The organism is Paraburkholderia caledonica, assembly GCF_000383275.1.
Lineage (GTDB): Bacteria > Pseudomonadota > Gammaproteobacteria > Burkholderiales > Burkholderiaceae > Paraburkholderia > Paraburkholderia caledonica.
The window spans coordinates 238,842-260,944 of record NZ_KB911040.1 but is presented as its reverse complement, the minus strand read 5'-3'; the positions used below and the strand labels follow the sequence as shown (position 1 = coordinate 260,944).

The following is a 22,103-nucleotide window of genomic DNA, read 5'->3' as shown; positions in this document are numbered from 1 at the left end:
CGATTACTGATGCGCGGCGGCGGGCAGTGATGGAGCACCCGATGGACACGATACTCAAGCTCGACAACATCACTAAGAGCTTTCCCGGCGTGAAGGCGTTGCAAGGCATTCACCTCGAGATCGCACGCGGCGAGATTCATGCGCTGCTCGGCGAGAACGGCGCGGGCAAATCGACGTTGATGAAAATCTTGTGCGGCATTTATCAGCCGGACGAAGGCACGATCACGATCGAAGGCGAGCCGCGCCACTTCGCGAACTATCACGATGCGGTAGCTGCGGGCGTCGGCATCGTATTTCAGGAATTCAGTCTGATTCCGTATTTGAACGCCGTGGAGAACATGTTCTTGGGCCGCGAAATGAAGAATGGCCTGGGCCTGCTCAATCGAGGCGGGATGCGGCGCGTGGCTGCGGAAATTTTCGGGCGGCTTGGCGTTTCGATCGACCTGTCGGTGCCTATTCGCGAGCTCTCGGTCGCGCAGCAGCAATTCGTCGAAATCGGCAAGGCGTTGTCGCTCGAAGCGCGCATCCTTATTCTCGATGAACCGACTGCGACGCTCACGCCTGCCGAAGCGGAGCATCTCTTTGCAATCATGCGCGACCTGAAAAAGCAGGGCGTCGCGATGATTTTCATCTCTCACCACCTCGAAGAAATTTTCGAAGTATGCGACCGCATCACGGTGTTGCGCGACGGCCAGTATGTCGGCATGACCGAAGTTGCGCAGTCCGACGTGGGCCGCCTCGTCGAGATGATGGTGGGGCGCCGTATTGAAAGCAGCTTTCCGCCGAAGCCGCCGTTGCGGCCCGACGCGAAAGTCGTGCTGGACGTGCAGAAGCTGCAGCTGCTGAAAGACAGCCCGATGCTGCAATTCACGCTGCGCGAAGGCGAGATTCTCGGCTTCGCCGGACTGGTCGGTTCGGGCCGCACCGAAACCGCGCTCGCCGTGATCGGCGCAGATCCGGCCCACGTGAAGGAGATTCGCATCAACGGCGAGGCTGCGAATCTGTCCGATCCGGCCGACGCGCTGCGCGCGGGCGTGGGGATTCTTCCTGAAAGCCGCAAAACGGAAGGGCTGATTACGGACTTCTCGATCAAGCAGAACATCTCTATCAACAACCTCGGCAAGTATCGCTCGCTGCGGTTCTTCATCGATCAGCGCAGCGAAGCGCGCGCCACCGCAGACATCATGAAGCGCGTGGGTGTGAAAGCGCCGACCATGCACACCGAAGTCGCGACGCTCTCGGGTGGCAACCAGCAGAAAGTGGTGATTGCGCGTTGGCTAAACCATCACACCAACATCCTGATCTTCGACGAACCGACGCGCGGCATCGACGTCGGCGCGAAGGCGGAGATCTATTTGCTGATGCGCGAACTCACTGCGCGAGGCTATTCGATCATCATGATTTCGTCCGAACTACCGGAGATCGTCGGCATGTGCGACCGCGTCGCAGTGTTCCGCCAGGGTCGCATCGAAGCGCTGCTCGAAGGCGACCAGATCGACTCTAACGCCGTGATGACCTATGCAACCGCCGGCACTCGTGGAGCCCAGCATGAACACGCCTAATCCTTCTTCTTCGCCGAAAACATCGACTGTCAGTAGTGACACGCCCGGCGCGCCGGTGCGCTTTACATGGGCCGCGTTGAAGCGCTCCACGCTGTTCTATCCGTTCATCGGCTTGCTCGTTGTCTGCATCGTCATGGTGTTCGCGAGCGACAGCTTCCTCTCGGGCGCGAACATCGAGAACGTGCTGCGCCAGGTGTCGATCAACGCAATCATTGCGGTCGGCATGACGTGCGTGATTCTGACCGGCGGCATCGATCTGTCGGTGGGCTCCGTGATGGCGCTGGCCGGCACGCTCGCCGCCGGTTTGATGGTGGCCGGCATGAATGCGCTCGCTGCGTTGGCGGTGGGCGTTGCGGTCGGCCTCGGCTTCGGCGCGGCCAACGGTTTCTTCGTCGCGTTCGCCGGCATGCCGCCGATCATCGTGACGCTCGCGACCATGGGCATTGCGCGCGGTCTGGCGCTGATCTACACAGGCGGCTATCCGATCGACGGTTTGCCCGACTGGGTCAGCTTTTTCGGCAGCGGCAAGATTCTCGGCATTCAGGCGCCGGTCGTGATCATGGCGGTGATCTATGTCATTGCGTGGGTGTTGCTGGAACGCATGCCGTTTGGCCGGTACGTGTATGCGATCGGCGGCAATGAACAGGCGACGCGTCTATCCGGCGTGCGCGTGGCGCGCGTGAAGCTGATCGTCTACACGATCGCAGGTTTGACGTCCTCGTTCGCCGCCATCGTATTGACCGCACGTTTGATGAGCGGCCAGCCGAATGCGGGCGTGGGCTTCGAACTCGACGCCATTGCCGCCGTGGTAATGGGCGGTACTTCGATTTCCGGCGGACGCGGCTCGATCATCGGCACGTTGATCGGCGCGCTGCTGCTCGGCGTGTTGAACAACGGGCTGAACATGGTCGGCGTGAATCCGTATGTGCAGAACGTGATCAAGGGCGGAATCATTCTGCTCGCGATTTACATCAGCCGTGACCGTAGAAAGTAAGGCTCGAATTTCCATCTGATCTCCACTTCAGGCAGGATTTGCAATGACGAATCAATCTACTTCATCCGACCAGCAGAACATGACCGCGATTGTTTGCCACGCACCGAAGGACTATCGCGTGGAACAGGTAGCGAAACCGCGTGCGGGAGCGCACGAACTGGTGATCCGTATCGCCGCGTGCGGCATCTGCGCGAGCGACTGCAAATGCCATTCGGGCGCGAAGATGTTCTGGGGCGGTCCAAGCCCGTGGGTCAAGGCGCCGGTGATTCCGGGCCACGAGTTCTTCGGCTTCGTGCAGGAACTCGGAGACGGCGCGGCCGAGCATTTCGGCGTCAAGGTCGGCGACCGTGTGATCGCGGAACAGATCGTGCCGTGCGCAAAGTGCCGCTATTGCAAGTCGGGCCAATACTGGATGTGCGAAGTGCACAACATCTTCGGGTTCCAGCGCGAAGTCGCGGACGGCGGCATGGCCGAGTACATGCGTATTCCGCCGACTGCAATCGTCCACAAGATTCCCGACGGTATCTCACTTGAAGACGCTGCGATCATCGAGCCGCTCGCGTGCGCGATTCACACCGTCAATCGCGGCGAGTTGCAGCTGGACGACGTCGTCGTGATTGCCGGCGCGGGGCCGCTCGGATTGATGATGACGCAAGTCGCGCATCTGAAGACGCCGAAGAAGCTCGTGGTGATCGACCTCGTGGAAGAGCGCCTCGCGCTTGCGCGCGAATACGGCGCGGATGTCACGATCAATCCAAAAACTGACGACGCGCTCGCGATCATCCATTCGCTTACCGACGGCTACGGCTGCGACGTATATATTGAAACGACCGGTGCGCCGATCGGCGTGAATCAGGGCATGGATCTGATCCGCAAGCTCGGACGCTTTGTCGAATTCTCGGTGTTTGGCGCGGATACGACGCTCGACTGGTCGGTGATCGGCGATCGCAAGGAACTCGACGTGCGCGGCGCGCATCTCGGGCCGTATTGCTATCCGATTGCGATCGATCTGCTCGCGCGCGGGCTCGTTACGTCGAAAGGGATTGTCACGCACGGCTTTTCGCTGGAAGAATGGGATGAGGCGATCAAGATCGCCAATTCGCTCGATTCGATCAAAGTACTCATGAAGCCGCGCGCCTGAGCCTGCGCCTGGGCGGAAACTGGAGCGGCATATAAACGGAGACTGTATGGATTACGTCATCGGCGTGGATATCGGCACGCAGAGCACGAAGGCGCTGCTCGTGGATCAACATGGCGCCATCGTCGCGCACCATGCGTCGAGCTATCAGCCGGATACGCCCAGGCCGCTATGGGCAGAGCAGTGGCCTGCCGTGTGGTTCAAGGCGGTCACGGAATGCATTGCCGCGTGCGTTCGCAAGGCAAAGGAGGCGGGCGTCGCGGCAAACTCGATCAAGGCCGTGTGCGTGAGCAGTCTGTATGGCGGCTCGGGCATTCCTGTCGATAGCGATATGCGTCCACTCTATCCCTGCCTGATATGGATGGACCGGCGTGCGACCGATCAGGTCGAGTGGGTGCGCAATAACGTCGACCTCGATCGCCTCTATACGATCACCGGCAACGGCGTGGACAGCTATTACGGCTACACGAAGATGCTGTGGCTGCGCGATCACGAGCCGGACGTATGGGCGCAAACACGTTATTTTCTTCCGCCGAATGCGTATGTGATCTACATGCTGACCGGCGAGATTGCCGTCGACCACAGTTCCGCGGGCAATATCGGCGGCATTTACGACATCGCGAAGCGCGACTGGTCGGACGAGGCGCTCGACATGCTCGGCATTCCCGCAACGATGATGCCGGAGCGCCTCGTTGAATCGTCCGAAGTCGTCGGCAGCCTGCTGTCGCAGTGGACCGAAGAGTTGGGACTCGCCGCAGGCACGGCGATCGTCGCGGGTGGTGTGGACGCAGCCGTCGCAACGTTCGCGGCCGGCGTGAGCCGCGCGGGGCAGCATGTGGCGATGATCGGCACCAGCATGTGCTGGGGATACATCAATCAGACGGTGGACGCCCGCCACGGATTGATCAGCATGCCTCACGTTTTCAACGGCCAGCGCGACATTTATGTATTCGGCGGTGCGATCACCGCCGGGGCGTCCGTGACCTGGTATCGCGATCAGTTCTGCCACGCGGAGATCGAAGCCGCGCGCGCGACGCCTCATGGCGATCCGCATCGGCTGCTAGAAGACAACGCCGCGAAGGTGCCGGCCGGGTCCGACGGCGTGATGTTTTTGCCGTATCTGATGGGCGAACGCAGTCCGGTTTGGGACGCGAAGGCGAGCGGCGCATTCGTCGGTTTGAGTCTGTTCCATACGCGCGCGCATCTTTATCGCGCGGTACTGGAGGGCGTGTCGTTCGCGTTGAAGCACAACATAGAGGCAGGCCGCAAAGGCGCGCAGTCGCTGGAAGACAAGCTGGTGGTGGTCGGCGGAGCGGCGCATTCCGACTTGTGGATGCAGATTATCGCCGACATCACCGGCTATCCGGTCTACACCATCGAGCAGGAAGTGGAGGCCGCCATGGGCGCCGCATTGCTCGCGGCGCTGGGCGTCGGACTGGTTTCGCAGGAAGCGGCGCAGGGAGGATGGGTCACGCTGGTCGAGCGTGCGCAGCCGGACGCCGCGCGAATGGCGCTCTATGAACAGCGCTTCGGTATCTACACGGATCTCTATCCGGCATTGAAGCCGGTCATGCATCGCTTGCAAACATCATGAATGCTACTTTCGATTTTTCTGGCCGCTCGATACTGGTGACGGGCGCTTCGAGCGGAATCGGCCGCGCGACGGTCGAGATGTTGTGCGCTTGCGGCGCGAACGTCGTGGCGGCGGCGCGCAGTGTCAGCGAGCTTGCGCGCCTCGCTGAAGAGACCGGCTGCGAGCCGTTGATGCTCGACGTAAGCGATGAAGCTGCAATCGACGATGCGTTCGCGTCGCTCGGCCCTTTCGACGGTCTCGTGAATTGCGCAGGAATCGCGTTGCTCGAACGGGCAGTGGATACCACGGCCGCGAGTTTCGATCGCGTGATGGCAGTGAACACGCGCGGCGCAGTGCTAGTTGCGAAGCATGTGGCGCGAGGAATGATCGAGGCGAAGCGGGCTGGCAGCATCGTCAACGTGTCGAGTCAGGCGGCGCTCGTCGCGCTCGACGATCATCTGAGCTATTCGGCTTCAAAAGCGGCAATGGATGCGGTGACGCGGGCCTTGTGCATCGAATTGGGGCCGTTCGGAATTCGCGCGAATAGCGTTAATCCCACTGTGACTTTGACACCTATGGCCGTGCAGGCCTGGAGCGATCCTGTGAAGCGCGAGCCTGCTCTCAAGGCTATTCCACTCGGACGGTTCGCCGAACCCGTTGAAGTGGCTTCGGTCGTGGCGTTCTTGTTGAGCGATGCGGCTTCTATGGTGAGTGGGGTTTCGTTGGCTGTCGATGGGGGATTTACTGCGAGGTGATTTTTTTGGCGTGTGGTGATTGTTGTTCTTCAACCCTTGGCCCTTCCTTGACGTCACCGTGGTTTATGCGCGCTGCCCCCGTGCGAGGCAGCGCTCAGCAACTACAACACACCTACAACATAGTCCTGACATGCCAAAGCTCAGGAAACAGCACCACGTCGAGCATTTTCCGCAGATACGGCGCCCCACTAGTCCCGCCCGTGCCCTGCTTGAATCCAATGATCCGCTCGACCGTAGTCACATGCCTGAACCGCCACTGCCGGAAAGCATCCTCGAGATCGACCAGTTCTTCGGCCATCTCGTACAACTCCCAGTGCTTCGAAGGATTGCGATAAACCTCAAGCCAGGCCGCTTCAACGGAAGCATCATGAACCGTCGGCTGCGTCCAGTCGCGCGTGAGCCGCGAAGGCGAGATCGCAAAGCCGCGACGCGCCAGCAGCTTCACGACTTCATCGTAGAAAGACGGGGACTCGAGAGACGCCTTCACCTCGGCGAGCACTTCAGCGCGGTGCGCATGCGGCTTTAACATCTGCTCGTTCTTGTTGCCAAGCAGAAACTCGATCTGCCGATACTGGTAAGACTGAAACCCCGACGAACTGCCCAGATAAGGACGCATCGACGTGTATTCGGAAGGCGTCATCGTTGCAAGTACGCTCCAGGCTTGCACCAGTTGCTCCATGATCCGCGAGACGCGGGCAAGCATCTTGAACGCCGGAGGCAATTCGTCGCGATGCACAGCGCCCAGCGCGGCGCGCAACTCGTAGAGCGCGAGCTTCATCCACAGTTCGCTTGTCTGATGCTGAATGATGAACAGCATCTCGTTGTGATCGGGCGACAAGGGATGTTGCGCATCCAGCACCGTGCCGAGCGAGAGGTAATCGCCGTAACTCATCGACTCGGAGAAGTCGAGTTGTGCGTCGTGCCAGCCATCGGCTGAAGCACCTTCTGTAGCCGGCGCTTCAGCGGAAGGGGGCGCAGCGCGCCCATGACCGAACGGGCAACCTTGCGCAGGTTTTTCTTCGGGCAAGCCCGGCGTTTGCATGTGATCGTTCATCGCGCGCTCCTCAGGTCACCGCGCCGCGCGCGGCGAATTCGGGTGCTCGCCAGGTCTCGCGCACGAGCACCTCGCGCAACGTTTCGACGGCGTCCCATACATCGACGAAGCGCGTATACAGCGGCGTGAAGCCGAAGCGCAATACGTGCGGTTCGCGATAATCGCCGATCACGCCGCGCGCGATCAACGCCTGCATAACCTCGTAACCATGCGGATGTTCGAAGCTCGCATGCGAGCCGCGCTGTGAGTGTGCGCGCGGCGTGACGAGCTTCAACGGAAATTCGCTGCAACGTGTCTCGACCAGTTCGATGAACAGATCGGTCAGCGCGAGCGACTTGCGGCGAATCGCCTGCATGTCGGTCTGCAGGAAAACATCGAGTCCGCATTCGACGAGCGCCATCGAGACCATTGGCTGCGTGCCGCACAGAAAGCGGCCAATGCCGTCGTCGGGCTGATACGCGGGGTCCATTTTGAACGGCGCGCGATGCCCCCACCAGCCGGAGAGCGGTTGCGCAAAATCGTTCTGATGGCGCTGCGGCACCCAGACGAATGCGGGCGAGCCAGGGCCGCCGTTCAGATACTTGTACGTGCAACCCACCGCGTAGTCGGCACCCACGCCGTTCAGATCGACCGGCACAGCGCCGGCCGAATGTGCGAGATCCCACAGCGCCAGCGCGCCCTTGTCGTGGATCAGTCTGGTCAACGCGGCCATGTCGTGCATATAGCCGGTGCGGTAGTTGACGTGCGTGATCATCGCGATCGCGGTGTCTTCGCCGATTGCCTCGGGCAACTCGGACGGGTCGTCGACGAGTCGAAGGTCATAGCCGCGGTCGAGCTGCTCGATCAAGCCCTGCGCGATGTAAAGGTCCGTCGGAAAGTTAGAGCGCTCCGAGACGATCACGCGGCGCTTCGGGTCGCGTGCGTTCGCGAGCCGCAGCGCGGCCGACAGCAGCTTGAACAGATTGATCGAAATCGTATCGGTGACGACCACTTCGTTTTCAGCCGCGCCGATCAACGGCGCAAGCTTGTTGCCGAGGCGCCGCGGCAACGCGAACCAGCCCGCGGCGTTCCAGCTGCGGATCAAACCCTCGCCCCATTCGGCGGCGATCACGGTTTGTGCACGTTGCGCCGCTGCGGCGGGCGGCACACCCAGCGAATTGCCGTCGAGGTAAATAGTGGTCGCCGACAACGCGAACTGGTCGCGTAATGTTGCGAGCGGGTCGGCGCTATCGAGCGCCAATGCTTCTTCGCGGTGTTTCATGGTGGTCTCGTTCAGTCGGATGATGCGGATTCAACAATCAGTGCGCGTCGGGAAGCGCGCGGAGCACTGCGCGCACGGGGCTTGCGTCGAGCGTGGTCAGTTTCAGCGGCAGCGCGATCAGCTCGTAGTCGCCGGGAGCGACGTCGTCGAGAACGATGCCTTCAAGAATGGCCATGCCGTGCGCGCGAACGCGGTGATGCGCGTCCATCGTTTTCGATTCCTGTGGATCGAGCGAAGGCGTGTCGATGCCGATCAGCTTCACGCCGTTCGCCGCCAGCAGGTCGATCGTCTCAGGCGCGACGGCGCAGAAGCCGCTGTCCCACGCCGCAGTCGGCGCATTTCTGTAAGTTCGCAGTAAGACTCGCGGTGGCAAGTCGCCCTGCAAACCATCCAGGTGTTGTGGCGTCACAACAGGCGAGGCGCCGATGCAATGAATCACGCGGCATCGTCCGAGGTAGATGTCGAGCGGTACATGGCCAATCGCGGCGCCTGCTGCGTCGTAGTGCAAGGGGGCGTCGGTATGGGCGCCGGTGTGCGGCGAGAGAGTCAGGCGTGCGACGTTTACAGGCGACCCGGCCTCGATTCGCCAGACGCGCTCGATGCCAACGGGGGTGTCGCCAGGCCAGACCGGCGTTGCCGTATCGACGGCGGGGGTGATGTCCCAGAGTGTCTGCATGTCTCCATCTGCGGTTGATGTCTATAGGGAATGATAGGTGTCTGACCGCGAAATGTGATTGCGAAAAAATCACCTTCCGAGCCGTGTCTTGGAACATAATTTGAGACAAATGGGAAAGGGAGACCGAATATGAACGCGATCTCGCTCGACGCCACCGATTGCCGTATTTTGGCGGTGCTCCAGCAAGAAGGACGAATCAGCAATCTCGATCTCGCGGAGCGCATCTCGCTGTCGCCGTCGGCATGCCTGCGGCGCTTGCGTCTACTCGAAGAGCAGGGTGTCATCGAGCACTACCGCGCGTGTCTGAACCGCGAGGTGTTGGGATTCGAACTGGAAGCGTTCGTGCAGGTGTCGATGCGCAATGACCAGCAGAACTGGCACGAGCGCTTTGCGGATGCGCTGCGCGATTGGCCCGAAGTGGTCGGCGCCTTCGTCGTGACGGGGGAGACGCACTACCTGTTGCGCGTTCTTGCGCACAACCTCAAGCACTATTCGGATTTCGTCCTGGAGCGTCTCTATAAGGCGCCGGGAGTGATGGATATTCGCTCGAATATCGTGCTGCAGACTTTGAAGGAAGATTCGGGCGTGCCGGTGTCGCTGGTCACGAAAACCGGCGGGCACGGCGCGCCGCACAACGACCGTTGAGGCGCTGCCTCGCGTTGGCGCCGTTGCAGGGGCCAAAACGGTTACAGCGGTTTGAGCCCGTGAAACTGGCCGTTCTGAAACACGAGCGGCGCGATCTCCGCCGCATTCTCATGCACGCCGCAACGCTCCACCTCGCCGACGAAAATCACGTGGTCGCCTTCTTCGTAACGGCTGCGGTTGTGGCACTCGAACCAGGCTAGCGCGCCGTCGAGTACCGGCATGCCCGTGTCGCCCGCCGCGTGCGATACGCCTTCGAACCGATCGCCTTTGACCGTGGCAAAGCGCTTGCATAGATCCAGTTGCGACGAGGCCAGCACATTGACGACGTAATGGCTGTTCGTGCGGAACACCGGCATGGACGCCGAGCGCGTTGCCAGGCTCCACAGCACCAGTGGCGGGTCGAGCGAAACCGAATTAAACGAACTGGCGGTGATGCCGATCAACTGCCCTGACGCCGCACGCGTTGTGATCACGGTGACGCCGGTAGCAAACTGGCTGAGCGCCTGCCGGAAGGCGGCCTGGTCGAAATTGGGCGGGCTGGCTCGCTTCATTGCGCGCAGGCCGTGGATGCACATGGGCGGGAGGCCGCGTTAAAGCGCTTGCCCGCACAGCGGGAAACAGATAATTCGAAAGTCATAGTGAAAATCGTCGATTTGCCCCAATTTTAACTGCAATCGCGATGCACCGGCCGGACACAGAACGGCGCATCGCAAAACCCGCTAAGCTGAACACTGCGCCGGCGTCATAAGCGCTATGGCGAAGCGGAAGCGGCATAGGCCGATCACGAGCTTGAAGGAGCGAGCAGCATGAGTCAGACAGGCGAAGTCGCCACCTTGGGTGGCGGGTGTTTCTGGTGCCTCGAAGCGGTCTATCTGGGCGTCGAGGGAGTGAATTCCGTGGAGTCGGGCTATGCAGGCGGCGAGACCCAGCGTCCGACATATGAACAGGTGTGCGATGGCGCAACGGGCCACGCCGAAGTCGTCAAGGTGGACTTCGATCCGGCAAAGATCGGCTATCGCGAGATTCTGGATATTTTCTTCGCGATCCACGATCCGACGCAGTTGAACCGTCAAGGTAACGACGTCGGCACGCAATACCGCTCAGTGATCTTCACGCACTCCGACGCGCAGCGCGAGACGGCTTTGCAGGCAATCCGCGAAATCGGCGAGCAGGGCATCTACGACGGCCAGATCGTCACGCAGGTACTGCCGCTCGACGGCAACTACTGGCCCGCCGAGGCCTATCATCAGAACTATTTTGCGCAGCATCCGAATCAGGGCTACTGCTCGTTCGTGGTCGCGCCGAAGGTCGCGAAGTTCCGTCAGAAGTTCGCGCACCGCATCAAGGCGAGCTGACGGGGAGTGCGCCGAGATCTTCGTGCTCGTGTGCAAGCCGCGCACAGGCTTCGACGATCTCGCGCGCCAGTTCCACACAACTGAGCGGCGCTGAGCCTTCAGCCTTGTTGTTGACCGCGATCACCACCGGCTGGCCGGCAAGCGCATAACGCGCGGCCAGTTCGGCGAGCGACGCGCGCGTCGCCGGGTCCCGATCGACGAGCCGGTCGAACGGCTCGTACTTCGCCTTCGCCTGCTCGTACTTGAAGCCGCCATGCAGGCTCCAGCGAACGATTAGCGGCCCGGCCGGTTCGCCGTCCAGCAGCGCGAGCGCAGCCGCCTGCCGCAGAGGGTCGGGCATCCGCGCATGAATGCCCACGCAGTAGCGCACGCCCGCCGCTTTGAGCGTACGAATGAAGCGCGGCGTGAGCAGACTGGCGTCGCGGATCTCGATTGCATAGCAGGTGCCTTGCGGCAGCTTCGGCAATGCCGTCAGGAAGTCGCCGAGCCGTTCTATGAACGCGGCCGGCTGCGCGAGCATCTGGTCGGGCAGCGGCGACAGCTGGAACACCAGCGCCCCGGCCTTTTCGCCGAGACCTTCCAGACACGGCGTGACGAAGTCGTCGATCGCCATCTGCGCGTTGAGAAAGCATGGGTTCAGCGACACCGGCTCGCCGCGTTCGGCGCGCACGGTTGCGTCGGTGATCGTCATCGGCGCTTTCACGATAAAGCGGAAATGCTCGGGCACCTGCTGCGCGTAGCGCAGATATTCGGTGACCGTGAGCGCCTGATAGAACGACCGGTCGATGCTGACTGTCTTCAGCAGCGGATGTGCGCCGTAAGCGGTGAGGCCGTCACGCGAGAGCTTGCTGTTGCTGTACTCATCGCCGTAGACAATGCCGTTCCAGCCGGGAAACGACCATGTCGATGTGCCGAGGTGCACTTGCGGCGGCAGTTGCGCGGCGAGTGCGAGCACCTCCGGTGAGGGCGGGGCGGCGAGGATTTCCTTCGTGCGCCGCTTCTTTGGCGTATCGGCTGGCGGCGGGTTTGCAGCGGCGGATGTCGGCGCTTCGTCCTGCAGCCGATCCTGCTGCTCGTCCTGCTGCCAGGGCGACGCGGCGGCGGCTTTCTCCCGCGCACCGCGCCGGCTCGCGGGCTTCGGCACGGGGGCGGAGTTGGCGGCCGGAGACTGAGAGGCGGCTTCCGGCGCGTGCGGCAATGGATCGCCGGATACAGTGCGCGAGGGCTTCGCGCGCGCTTCGGTTTCCGCCGATGCAACCGTCGACGCGACCGCCGGTTCCACCGGCATTCCGAACAGATCGAACTGTACGGCTTCGCTTTGCACGTCCGCCTGGAGTGGCGCTTCCGGCCCGCCCGGCGCCTGTTGCACTTCGCTTGTCCCGCTCTGGCCCATCGAGATTCGACCTGCTGTTCAGTAGTTTGCGCCGCGGCGGCACGCTGGTGCACGACGCTGCGGCGCTCACGTCACAGCGGCTTCTCGTACATGTAGCGGCGCGACCACGGCAGGGTTTTCGCACTGCGGCCGGCCTTCCGGCATACGACCTGATAGATGGAGACGTCGTCGTTTTCGAATGCGTACGCACAGCCGGCCAGATAGACGCGCCAGATGCGGAATTTTTCGTCGTCGACGAGCTTGCGGGCCTCTTCCGCGTGCGCCTCGAAATTCTCCGCCCAGATGTCGAGCGTGTGCGCATAGTGACGGCGCAGGCTTTCGACGTCAACCGCTTCGAGCCCACCGCGCTGCATCGATTCGAGCGCGAGGCTGATGTGCGGCAACTCGCCGTCGGGAAACACATAGCGGTCGATGAACTCGCCGCCGCCAAGCGCGGTTTCGCCACTATCCGAGTCGCTCGACGTGATGCCGTGGTTCATCGCGACGCCGTCGTCGGCGAGCAGGTCGTGCATCTTCCTGAAATAACCCGGAAGATTTTTGCGTCCGACGTGCTCGAACATGCCCACACTCGTGATGCGGTCGAATTGCCCTTCGACGTCGCGGTAATCCTGCAGACGAATCTCGATCTGATTTTCGAGGCCCGCAGCTTTCACACGCGCCGTGGCGAGATCGAACTGGTTCTGCGACAGCGTCACGCCCACGCATTGCGCGCCGAATTTCTGCGCTGCGCGCAGCACCAGCGCGCCCCAGCCGCAGCCGATGTCGAGCAGGCGCTGCCCCGGCTGCAACTGGATCTTGGTGAGGATGTGGTCGATTTTCTTGATCTGCGCGGTCGCCAGATCTTCGTTGCCGTTCTCGAAGTACGCGCACGAGTACACCATGTTCTCGTCGAGCCACAGCTTGTAGAACTCGTTCGAGACGTCGTAGTGATACTGGATCGCCTTCCGGTCCGACGCTTTCGAATGCTGGAAATAGCGCCGCATGCGTGCGAGTTTGCTCGCACTCGTGACGGTATTGCGCGCGAGCTGATAGCCCACGTTGATGATGTCCGAGAGCTTGCCCTCGATGTCGATCTTGCCCTTGACGTACGCCTCGCCCAGATTGTCGAGGCTCGGTTCGAGCAGGTAAGGCAGCGCCGTCGCGCTTTTCACATGCAACGTGACCTGAGGCGCGGCGAACCGCCCGAAGTCGTGTTGCTGGCCGTCCCACAGCACGAGACGTGCTGGTAAGTCAGCCTTGGTTTTTACTTCTTCCACCCACTGCGCCAGCTTTTTCTCCCAGAACATGCGATCTCTCCGTGTCCGTTGAACTAAAGCGAAGCTTGTGTGGAGCGCAAATCAATGCGGCGCGACTCCCATGCCGCGAGATGCGATCCGTGCGCCGCGCGCTGCTGCGTTGGCTGCGCGCTGGCGGCATTGTTTGTGTCGATTCACGGCGAGAGACGGGAGATCTGCCAGTTGCTGTTCTCGCTTACGCGCGTGTAAAGCAGGCGGTCATGCAGACGCGACGGCCGGCCTTGCCAGAATTCGATTGCTTCGGGCACCAAACGATAACCGCCCCAATGCGGCGGACGGGGAGGTTCATCGCCATATTGCAGGCGCATTTCGCGTTCGCGCGTTTCGAGCTGCGAACGGCTTTCAATCACCTGACTCTGATTCGATGCCCATGCGCCGATTCGCGAACCGGCCGGACGCGACGCGAAATACGCGTCGCTTTCTTCCGCGCTCGTTTTGACGACGCGCCCCTCGATGCGCACCTGGCGCTCGAGCTCGATCCAGTAGAACAGCAGGCTCGCGTACGGATTGGTGGCTAGCTCGCGGCCTTTGCGGCTTTCGTAGTTGGTGAAGAACACGAAGCCCCGTTCGTCGACGCCCTTGATCAACACGATGCGCGCCGAAGGCCGGCCGCGCGAGTCGACGGTGGCGAGCGTCATCGTATTCGGTTCGGGCAGCTTCGCGTCGACAGCCTGTTGAAACCAGACGTCGAATTGCCGGAACGGGTTGCGATCTACGTCGCCGATGTCCAGAGAACCCAGCGAATAGTTTTTTCGAAGTTCGGCGAGTGAGGTCATGTTGTTATGCGAACGCTACAGTCAGGGCAGTATAGCTAAGGCATTAATTTTTTGCGCGCGACTGGGTCAAGCGCGACGCAGGCCCGGCGTGCATGATCGGGTAATGCCCCGGAGCGCGACAGGGTGATTGCGGCGGCAATGCTCATGCAGGCGTTCAGGCAAAATACGGCTGCGCGATCTAGACGCGCGTCCGTTTCCTGCCTGTTCAACGAGTCCTATCATGTCGACCACCGCGCAATCCGATCTTACTACCAGCCTCGACGGGAGTGAAACCGCCGACCGTGCGCGGCGCTTCGGCGGCATTGCGCGTCTGTACGGCGCGCCGGCGCTCGCCGCTTTCGAAAGCGCGCATGTCGCGGTGATCGGCATTGGCGGAGTCGGGTCGTGGGTGGCCGAAGCGTTGGCGCGCAGCGCTGTCGGCACACTGACGCTGATCGATCTCGACAATGTCGCCGAGAGCAACACGAACCGGCAGATTCACGCGCTTGACGGCAACTACGGAAAACCGAAAGTCGAAGCGATGGCTGAGCGCATCGCGGCAATCAATCCGTTCTGCGACGTGCGCCTCGTGGAAGACTTTGTCGAGCCCGACAATTTCGCGGCGACGCTAGGCGGCGGCTTCGACTATGTGATCGACGCGATTGACAGCGTGCGCACCAAAACCGCGCTGATCGCGTGGTGCGTCGAGCGCAAGCAGCCGTTGATCACGATTGGCGGCGCGGGCGGCCAGCTGGATCCGACGCGCATTCGCATCGACGATCTTGCGTTGACGATTCAGGACCCGTTGCTTTCCAAGGTGCGTGGGCAGTTGCGGAAACAGCATGGGTTTCCGCGCGGGCCGAAAGCGAAATTCAAGGTGAGCGCGGTGTATTCGGACGAGCCGCTCATCTACCCGGAGGCGGCGGTCTGCGATATCGATGCGGAAGCGGAGCACGTCACCACGTCGCCCGGTCATACGGGGCCGATCGGCCTGAACTGTGCGGGCTTCGGTTCGAGCGTTTGCGTGACGGCGAGTTTTGGTTTCGCCGCCGCCGCGCATGTGCTGCGTGCTTTGGCGAAACAGGCGGGGTGACGCGTTTCTGGCGTGGCAAGCGGCGTGCGGGACGAGCCGGAATTCAGCCCGACGCCGCACGCGAGGTGCCTAGACTCGCTTCAGTACAGCGCCGCGCTTAGCTTGCGCCGCCATTGCGACACCAGTTCCGGCTGATGCGCGGCGAGATCGAACACGGAGAGCATGGTCTTACGGCCAATGTCGTCGCGGAACGTGCGGTCGCGCTGCACGATGCCCAGCAGATGTTCCAGCGCGCCCTCGTATTTGCGGCGTGCGATCAGCGCGCTTGCCAGATCGAAACGCGCCTCCAGATCGTCCGGATGACTTGCGACGCGCGCTTCCAGTGCGTCGGTGGGCGGCAGGTCGGCGGCGGCATCCACGGCGTCGAGCCGCGTCTTGATCGCGTTGAAGCGTGCGTCGATGCCTTGCGTGGTTTTCGGCGACAGCAGATCGACTTCGTTGCGCGCCTCGTCGATGCGGTTGTCGTCGAGCAGCATCTCGATGCGATCCATGCGTGCTTCGTCGAAGCCCGGGTCGTAGGCGAGCGCGGATTCGAGCGCATCGTAAGCGTCTTCGCGGCGACCTTCTTCGAGCGCGGTCTGCGCCTCGAGACGCGCGGCATCCGCGCCTTGCGGCACCAGCCGCTCGATGAATTCGCGCAGTTGGCCCTCAGGCAGCACGCCGATGAACTGATCCACCGGTTGGCCGTCGGCAAACGCCATGACGTGCGGGATGCTGCGCACCTGGAAGTGCGCGGCGAGTTCCTGATTCTCGTCTACGTTCACCTTGACGAGCTTCCATTTGCCGGCGGCTTCGGCTTCGAGCTTTTCCAGCATCGGGCCAAGCGTCTTGCAGGGGCCGCACCACGGCGCCCAGAAATCGACCAGCACAGGGGCCAGTGTCGACGCCGTGATGACGTCCTTTTCAAATGTGGCCAAAGTGGTGTCCATTGCGTCCTCGTCGATAAAAACGGTTTGTCTGCTAGTTGGGGCCGAACGGCGTGGATTCAATGTTCAATGCGCGCCGCGCTGTCGCCGGGACTGGCCGTCATTTCTTTTGCGGCAGCGGAATCCATTCGGTTTCGCCCGGCACTTTGCCCATCTCCTGATTGGTCCATGCCATTTTCGCGGCTTCGATCTTCTCGCGCGAGCTTGCGACGAAATTCCATTCGATAAAGCGTTCACCGTCGAGTTTCTCGCCGCCCAGCACCATCACGCGCGCACCGTGCGTGCTCGCGAGGGTGACAGTCTCGTCGAGCGCGAGCACTGCCATCTGGCCAACTTCGAGCGGCGTGCCGTCGATTTCCAGATCGCCGTCGACAAGATACACGCCGCGTTCCTCATGCTCCGGTTCCAGCGCGAAGGCGCTGCCCGGCGCGAACTCGCCGGCGACATACAACGTGCCGGAAAACGTCGTGACAGGCGAGGTTTCGCCGAAGGCCGTGCCGGCGATCACGCGCAGCGTGACGCCGTTGCGTTCGACCACCGGCAGCGTGTCGGCGGCGTGGTGCGCGAACGACGGCTCCACCTCTTCGTCTTCGAGCGGCAGCGCGACCCACGTCTGAATGCCGTGGATGGTCTGGCCGTTCGCGCGGTCCTCGGCGGGCGTGCGCTCGGAATGGACGATGCCGCGCCCGGCCGTCATCCAGTTGACGTCGCCGGGGATGATTTTCTGCTCGGAGCCGAGGCTGTCGCGATGCATGATCGCGCCTTCGAACAGGAAGGTCACCGTGGCAAGGCCGATATGCGGATGCGGACGAACGTCGAGGCCGACGCCCGGTTCCAGCGTCGCCGGTCCCATGTGGTCGAAAAAGATGAACGGTCCGATCAGCCGCGCGGCCATTGCAGGCAGCACGCGCCGCACAGTCAGACTGCCGACATCGCGCAGATGCGGTTTGAGAACTGCTTTGATCGAAGAGGACATGGCGGGCTCGGCTGAATAAGGAGGAAGAAATTTCTCAATGGACGATTCTACTGCGGAGGGCGCAACGACGACGTTTCGCAGCACAGTCCTGCTCCGAAAATCCGTAGCACGAACAATCACGTGTCCCGCCACCCTCCGCTAAACTGGCAGGTTCAATAATCAATTGGAGACTGGGATGTCACCCAGGGACCTGCTGCTCGCGCTGATCGTGGTGATCGCGTGGGGCGTCAATTTCGTTGTAATCAAGGTGGGCTTGCATGGCGTGCCGCCCATGCTGCTAGGCGCGCTGCGCTTCATGCTCGCCGCGTTTCCGGCGATATTTTTCGTCAAGCGTCCGCAATTGCCGTGGCGCTGGCTGCTGGCATACGGCGTGACGATCTCCTTGGGGCAGTTCGCCTTCCTGTTCTCGGCCATGTACGTCGGCATGCCTGCGGGGCTCGCGTCGCTCGTATTGCAGGCGCAGGCATTTTTCACGCTGATCTTTGCGGCGTTTTTCCTGCACGAACGCTTCCGCTTGCCGAACGTCGCCGGTTTGCTGATCGCAGCTGCCGGGCTCGCCGTCATAGGCATGCAAGGCGGTCACGCCATGACGCTCGCCGGTTTCCTTCTCACGCTGTGCGCCGCGTGTTCGTGGGCGCTCGGCAACATCGTCACGAAGAAAGTCGGCAAGGTGGATCTGGTCGGCCTCGTGGTGTGGGGCAGCCTGATTCCGCCGCTGCCGTTCCTGGCGCTGTCGTATGCATTGGAGGGTCCGCAGCGAATCGCTGCGGCGCTGTCGGGTATCAGCGCCATGTCGATCTTCGCGATCGTTTATCTCGCGTTCATCGCCACGCTGATCGGCTACGGTTTGTGGAGCCGTCTGCTGTCGCGCTATCCGGCGAGCCAGGTCGCGCCGTTTTCGCTGCTCGTGCCGATCGTCGGCCTGGCGTCTGCATCGCTCTTTCTCGATGAACGGCTTTCCGGCGCGCAGATCGCCGGCGCGGTACTGGTAATGGCAGGTCTCGCGGTCAACGTGTTCGGCGGATGGGTCGCTCAGCGCCTATCGCCGGCGCGTTGAATCGCGCTACTGAACGAAAAGGAAAGGAAAAACGGCCGCATTGCTGCGGCCGTTTTTTTTCGTCGTCGTATGCGTCGTCGAATGACAGCGCGCTACACGTGCGTCACGTCATGCGGTTCTTCGCTAGCGGCGGGTTCGCCGCAAAGTAACGCTTGATGCCCGTCATGATCGCGTCCGCCATCTTGTCGCGGTACGCGTCGTCGTTCAGGCGGCGTTCTTCGTCCGGGTTGCTGATGAACGCGGTTTCCACGAGGATCGACGGAATATCCGGCGCCTTCAGCACCGCAAATCCCGCCTGTTCGACCGAGCCCTTGTGCAGCTTGTTGATTCCGCCGATCTCTTTCAGCACGAAGTTGCCGTAGCGCATCGAGTCGCGGATCTGCGCGGTGGTGGACATGTCGAACAGTGCGCGGTTGACGGTCGCGTCGGCGGACTTGATGTTGATGCCGCCAATCTGATCCGATGAGTTCTCCTTGTTCGCCATCCAGCGCGCGGCTGCACTCGACGCGCCGTGCTCCGACAGCGCAAACACCGACGAGCCCCGCGCCTCGGGCGTGGTGAACGCGTCCGCGTGGATCGACACGAACAGGTCTGCGCCAACGCGCCGCGCCTTTTGCACGCGCACGTTGAGCGGCACGAAGAAGTCGGCGTCGCGAGTCATCATGGAGCGCATGTTCGGCTGCGCGTCGATCTTCGCGCGCAGCTTCTTGGCGATGTCGAGCGCGACGTGCTTTTCGTAAGTGCCCGAGCCGCCGATTGCGCCCGGATCTTCGCCGCCATGCCCTGGATCGATCGCGACAGTCAGTAGGCGGACCGTGTTGCTCTTGCCCGGCTTCGGCGTGGTGAACGCGTAGGTGTCGTCGCTGGCGTCGTCGTCGTTGCCGAGGCTGTTAGCGCTGTTGCCACCGTTACTACCGTTACTACCGCTGCCTTTGTTGCGCGCGATTGCGCTTGGCGGCGACGCGGGAGCGCCCGGTGTCGCCGGCTTCGCGATGATCGGCGGGATCGGCGGCAGTGGCGTGGGTGCGCCGTGCGCGGGTGGACGTGGCACGCTCGGCGCCGACCCGCTGCCGCCGTTTTGCGCATAACGCTCGAAGAACGCTTCGCTATTGTCGGCGACCGGCGGCGTCGTGCCCGGGCCGCTCAACGTGGCCGGCGGCGCGTTGTTTTCTTCGTTCAGCGTTTGCTGCTTGCGCTCGCTCTGCGCGAGCAGTTCCATCAGCGGATCGGGCGCGACGGCGGGATACAGGTCGAACACGAGCCGGTACTTGTACGCGCCGACAGGCGGCAGTGCGAACACCTGCGGCTTCACCGAGCCCTTCAGGTCGAACACCATACGCACGACGTGCGGCTGGAACTGGCCGACTCGCACCGACTGGATCTGCGGATCGTTTGGCGTGATCTTCGAGACGAGGTCCTTCAGCGCCTGGTCGAGATCGAGGCCGCTGAGATCGACCACGAGCCGGTCCGGACCCTGAAGCAACTGCTGCGCGTTTTGCAGCGGCTGATCGGATTCGATCGTCACCCGCGTGTAGTCGCGCGCGGGCCATACGCGCACGCCGAGCACCGAGCTGGCGAGTGCAAGACGCGGTGCGACGAGACCGAGCACAAGCGTGGATGCGCCCGCGCACAGAATCTGCCGGCGCCGCCAGTTATGCGTTGCGGTGGCCGCTGATTCGATCGAGCGGAACGGTTTGATCAACATCTTTCGAGACATGCCTTTCCTGTTTCGCTGTATGCCCGTGCGACGAGTACGCGGCCGTCGCCCTCGCTATCCAGGTCGAGCGAGAAGACGAGATCCGGCATGCCGAGAAGACGCCCCGCGCGTTGTGGCCATTCGACGAGGCAGACCGCGCCGCTGTCGAAATACTCGCGAAAGCCGGCGTCGGCCCATTCGGCCGGATCGGTGAATCTGTACAGATCGAAGTGATAAAGCGCGAGTTCCCCGGTGGGTCGCTCGAGCACGTAGGGCTCGACGAGCGTGTACGTGGGACTGCGCACGCGGCCCGTGTGACCGAGGCCGCGCAACGTGGCGCGCACGAGTGTGGTTTTGCCGGCGCCGAGATCGCCGACCAGTTGTACTTGTAAACCGTGGAATGCCTGAGCAGCCTGGCCGCTGACCTGGCCTTGCGCCGCGACGGCGACGCTTTCGATGGCCCGTGCGAAGCGCTCGCCGAATGCGAGCGTGGCGGCTTCGTCCGCGAACGCGAAGGCGCGTTCGAGCAGAACTTCGGCGGGCGGCGCGATCGCGCGATCGGGATGGTCAGGCATTCTCGTAAAATGGCGTGATGAACCGAAGTCCGGAGTCTCCCGTGTCCCCTGCGCCCAATGCGCCGACGTCTTGCGACGAGGCGCGCGCCGAGCGTCAATTCGATGAAGCGGCGCTGCATGCGCTCGCGCGAAACATCAAGACGTGGGGCCGTGAACTGGGTTTCGGGGCGATCGGCATTAGCGACACCGATCTCTCCGCTGCCGAAGCGCCGCTTGCAGCCTGGCTGGAAGCGGGGTGCCACGGCGAGATGGATTATATGGCGAAACACGGTATGAAACGCGCGCGGCCTGCCGAGCTTGTGGCCGGCACGCTACGTGTGATTACCGCTCGCATCGCCTATTTGCCCGCCCATGCAATGAGCGGAAAGCCGGGCGAAAGCGAACCGCAGGAAGCGCCGCTCAGCGAGGACTGGCGGGCTGTCGAGCATGCGCGGCTGGCCGATCCGTCGGCCGCGGTGGTGTCGATTTATGCGCGCGGCCGCGACTATCACAAGGTGATGCGTAACCGTCTGCAACATCTGTCAGAGAAAATTCAGGCGGAGATCGGCGCGTTCGGTTATCGCGTGTTCACCGACTCCGCGCCGGTGCTCGAAGTGGAGCTTGCGCAAAAGGCCGGCATCGGCTGGCGCGGCAAACATACGCTGCTGCTGCAACGCGATGCGGGTTCACTGTTCTTCCTTGGCGAAATTTATGTCGATGTGCCTTTGCCGACCGACGCCGAGACGTCGCCCGAGCACGCGCCTGAAACGCCGGGCTCGCATTGCGGCAGTTGCGCGCGCTGCATCGGCGCGTGTCCGACAGGCGCGATCGTCGCGCCTTACAAGGTGGATGCCCGCTTGTGCATCTCTTATCTGACCATCGAACTGAAGGGCAGCATTCCCGTCGACATGCGACCGCTGATCGGCAATCGTGTTTATGGCTGCGACGATTGCCAGCTCGTGTGTCCGTGGAACAAGTTCGCGCAGGCTGCGCCGGTCGCCGATTTCGACGTGCGGCACGGGCTCGATCGCGCGTCGCTGGTGGAACTGTTCAGCTGGAGCGCGGACGAGTTCGACACGCGCATGCAGGGCAGTGCGATCCGCCGTATCGGCTACGAAAGCTGGCTGCGCAATCTTGCCGTGGGCATGGGCAATGCGCTGCGTGCGCCGCGCGAGAGTTTGAGTGCGGACGCCCGCAAGGCGATCGTAGAGGCGCTCGAGCGCCGCGCCGACGATTCTTCTCACGTGGTGCGCGAGCACGTGCAATGGGCGCTCGAAGCGGCATGAAAAGCGGCGTAAAGTATCGGCAATCCGCGAGTCTGTTGTATGTCTCGAATCATCGTCGC

Annotated in this window: 21 protein-coding genes; 10 read left to right on the top strand and 11 right to left on the bottom strand. The window is 62.3% G+C overall.

Annotated features, from left to right (window positions below; genetic code table 11):
• Positions 1-41: 41 nt before the first annotated feature.
• Genes H281_RS0121350 through H281_RS0121330 form a run of 5 tightly spaced genes read left to right on the top strand, consistent with a single transcriptional unit; the run spans position 42 to position 6,022 of the window.
• Complete coding sequence (locus tag H281_RS0121350) at positions 42-1,562, top strand: sugar ABC transporter ATP-binding protein (protein WP_020069189.1); 1,521 nt, start codon at positions 42-44, stop codon at positions 1,560-1,562.
• Entirely contained in the window at positions 1,549-2,556 is a 1,008-nt protein-coding gene (locus H281_RS0121345) for an ABC transporter permease (protein WP_020069188.1), read from the top strand. Before H281_RS0121350 ends, H281_RS0121345 begins: the two co-directional genes overlap by 14 nt.
• Before the next feature lie 43 nt (positions 2,557-2,599).
• The gene (locus tag H281_RS0121340) at positions 2,600-3,697 is read left to right on the top strand and encodes an erythritol/L-threitol dehydrogenase (RefSeq protein ID WP_020069187.1); all 1,098 of its coding nucleotides are present in this window, start codon (positions 2,600-2,602) and stop codon (positions 3,695-3,697) included.
• Positions 3,698-3,743: 46 nt separating this feature from the next.
• Positions 3,744-5,288 carry an FGGY-family carbohydrate kinase gene (locus H281_RS0121335; protein WP_020069186.1) on the top strand — a complete coding sequence of 515 codons (1,545 nt, stop codon included), beginning with the start codon at positions 3,744-3,746 and terminating at the stop codon, positions 5,286-5,288.
• The gene (locus H281_RS0121330) at positions 5,285-6,022 is read left to right on the top strand and encodes an SDR family oxidoreductase (RefSeq protein ID WP_020069185.1); all 738 of its coding nucleotides are present in this window, start codon (positions 5,285-5,287) and stop codon (positions 6,020-6,022) included. Before H281_RS0121335 ends, H281_RS0121330 begins: the two co-directional genes overlap by 4 nt.
• A 112-nt stretch (positions 6,023-6,134) precedes the next feature.
• On the opposite strand, the gene kynA is transcribed toward H281_RS0121330, so the two are convergent.
• Genes kynA through kynB form a run of 3 tightly spaced genes read right to left on the bottom strand, consistent with a single transcriptional unit; the run spans position 6,135 to position 9,013 of the window.
• Positions 6,135-7,076 (bottom strand): tryptophan 2,3-dioxygenase, encoded by a 942-nt coding sequence (gene kynA, locus H281_RS0121325; protein WP_020069184.1) that lies wholly within the window; start codon positions 7,074-7,076, stop codon positions 6,135-6,137.
• A gap of 10 nt (positions 7,077-7,086) precedes the next feature.
• Entirely contained in the window at positions 7,087-8,337 is a 1,251-nt protein-coding gene (kynU, locus tag H281_RS0121320) for a kynureninase (protein WP_020069183.1), read from the bottom strand.
• 37 nt (positions 8,338-8,374) lie between these two features.
• The gene (kynB, locus tag H281_RS0121315) at positions 8,375-9,013 is read right to left on the bottom strand and encodes an arylformamidase (protein WP_020069182.1); all 639 of its coding nucleotides are present in this window, start codon (positions 9,011-9,013) and stop codon (positions 8,375-8,377) included.
• A 129-nt stretch (positions 9,014-9,142) separates the two neighbouring features.
• Between kynB and H281_RS0121310 the strand changes: the two genes are divergently transcribed.
• Entirely contained in the window at positions 9,143-9,658 is a 516-nt protein-coding gene (locus tag H281_RS0121310) for an Lrp/AsnC family transcriptional regulator (protein ID WP_020069181.1), read from the top strand.
• A 41-nt stretch (positions 9,659-9,699) separates the two neighbouring features.
• Here H281_RS0121310 and H281_RS0121305 read toward each other — a convergent pair whose 3' ends face one another.
• Positions 9,700-10,209 (bottom strand): flavin reductase family protein, encoded by a 510-nt coding sequence (locus H281_RS0121305; protein ID WP_027804823.1) that lies wholly within the window; start codon positions 10,207-10,209, stop codon positions 9,700-9,702.
• Between the two features lie 255 nt (positions 10,210-10,464).
• On the opposite strand from H281_RS0121305, the gene msrA reads away from it, so the two are divergent.
• Positions 10,465-11,013, top strand: a complete 549-nt coding sequence (msrA, locus tag H281_RS0121300) for a peptide-methionine (S)-S-oxide reductase MsrA (protein WP_020069179.1) — start codon at positions 10,465-10,467, stop codon at positions 11,011-11,013.
• On the opposite strand, the gene H281_RS0121295 is transcribed toward msrA, so the two are convergent.
• The 3 genes from H281_RS0121295 to pdxH form a co-directional block, all read right to left on the bottom strand.
• Complete coding sequence (locus H281_RS0121295) at positions 11,000-12,406, bottom strand: DUF72 domain-containing protein (protein ID WP_020069178.1); 1,407 nt, start codon at positions 12,404-12,406, stop codon at positions 11,000-11,002. The two genes, msrA and H281_RS0121295, sit on opposite strands and share 14 nt — an antisense overlap.
• Before the next feature lie 71 nt (positions 12,407-12,477).
• Positions 12,478-13,692, bottom strand: a complete 1,215-nt coding sequence (locus tag H281_RS0121290; RefSeq protein ID WP_020069177.1) for an SAM-dependent methyltransferase — start codon at positions 13,690-13,692, stop codon at positions 12,478-12,480.
• A 143-nt stretch (positions 13,693-13,835) separates the two neighbouring features.
• Positions 13,836-14,477, bottom strand: a complete 642-nt coding sequence (pdxH, locus tag H281_RS0121285) for a pyridoxamine 5'-phosphate oxidase (protein WP_020069176.1) — start codon at positions 14,475-14,477, stop codon at positions 13,836-13,838.
• 220 nt (positions 14,478-14,697) lie between these two features.
• Between pdxH and tcdA the strand changes: the two genes are divergently transcribed.
• Positions 14,698-15,549 carry a tRNA cyclic N6-threonylcarbamoyladenosine(37) synthase TcdA gene (gene tcdA, locus H281_RS0121280; RefSeq protein ID WP_020069175.1) on the top strand — a complete coding sequence of 284 codons (852 nt, stop codon included), beginning with the start codon at positions 14,698-14,700 and terminating at the stop codon, positions 15,547-15,549.
• A gap of 80 nt (positions 15,550-15,629) precedes the next feature.
• Here tcdA and trxA read toward each other — a convergent pair whose 3' ends face one another.
• Both trxA and H281_RS0121270 read right to left on the bottom strand, forming a co-directional pair.
• Entirely contained in the window at positions 15,630-16,478 is an 849-nt protein-coding gene (gene trxA, locus H281_RS0121275; RefSeq protein ID WP_020069174.1) for a thioredoxin, read from the bottom strand.
• A 97-nt stretch (positions 16,479-16,575) separates the two neighbouring features.
• Entirely contained in the window at positions 16,576-17,451 is an 876-nt protein-coding gene (locus H281_RS0121270) for a pirin family protein (protein ID WP_020069173.1), read from the bottom strand.
• 175 nt (positions 17,452-17,626) lie between these two features.
• On the opposite strand from H281_RS0121270, the gene H281_RS0121265 reads away from it, so the two are divergent.
• On the top strand, positions 17,627-18,508 hold the full coding sequence (locus H281_RS0121265; RefSeq protein ID WP_020069172.1) for an O-acetylserine/cysteine exporter: 882 nt from the start codon (positions 17,627-17,629) through the stop codon (positions 18,506-18,508).
• 103 nt (positions 18,509-18,611) lie between these two features.
• Here the strand turns inward: H281_RS0121265 and H281_RS0121260 are convergent, their stop codons facing one another.
• Positions 18,612-20,225, bottom strand: coding sequence for an N-acetylmuramoyl-L-alanine amidase (locus H281_RS0121260; RefSeq protein ID WP_027804821.1), 1,614 nt, complete (start codon positions 20,223-20,225; stop codon positions 18,612-18,614).
• On the bottom strand, positions 20,207-20,779 hold the full coding sequence (tsaE, locus tag H281_RS0121255) for a tRNA (adenosine(37)-N6)-threonylcarbamoyltransferase complex ATPase subunit type 1 TsaE (protein WP_020069170.1): 573 nt from the start codon (positions 20,777-20,779) through the stop codon (positions 20,207-20,209). The genes H281_RS0121260 and tsaE overlap by 19 nt, the downstream gene beginning before the upstream one ends.
• Before the next feature lie 17 nt (positions 20,780-20,796).
• Here tsaE and queG point away from each other — a divergent pair, with 17 nt between their 5' ends.
• Positions 20,797-22,044 (top strand): tRNA epoxyqueuosine(34) reductase QueG, encoded by a 1,248-nt coding sequence (queG, locus tag H281_RS0121250; protein ID WP_027804820.1) that lies wholly within the window; start codon positions 20,797-20,799, stop codon positions 22,042-22,044.
• Positions 22,045-22,103 lie beyond the last annotated feature (59 nt).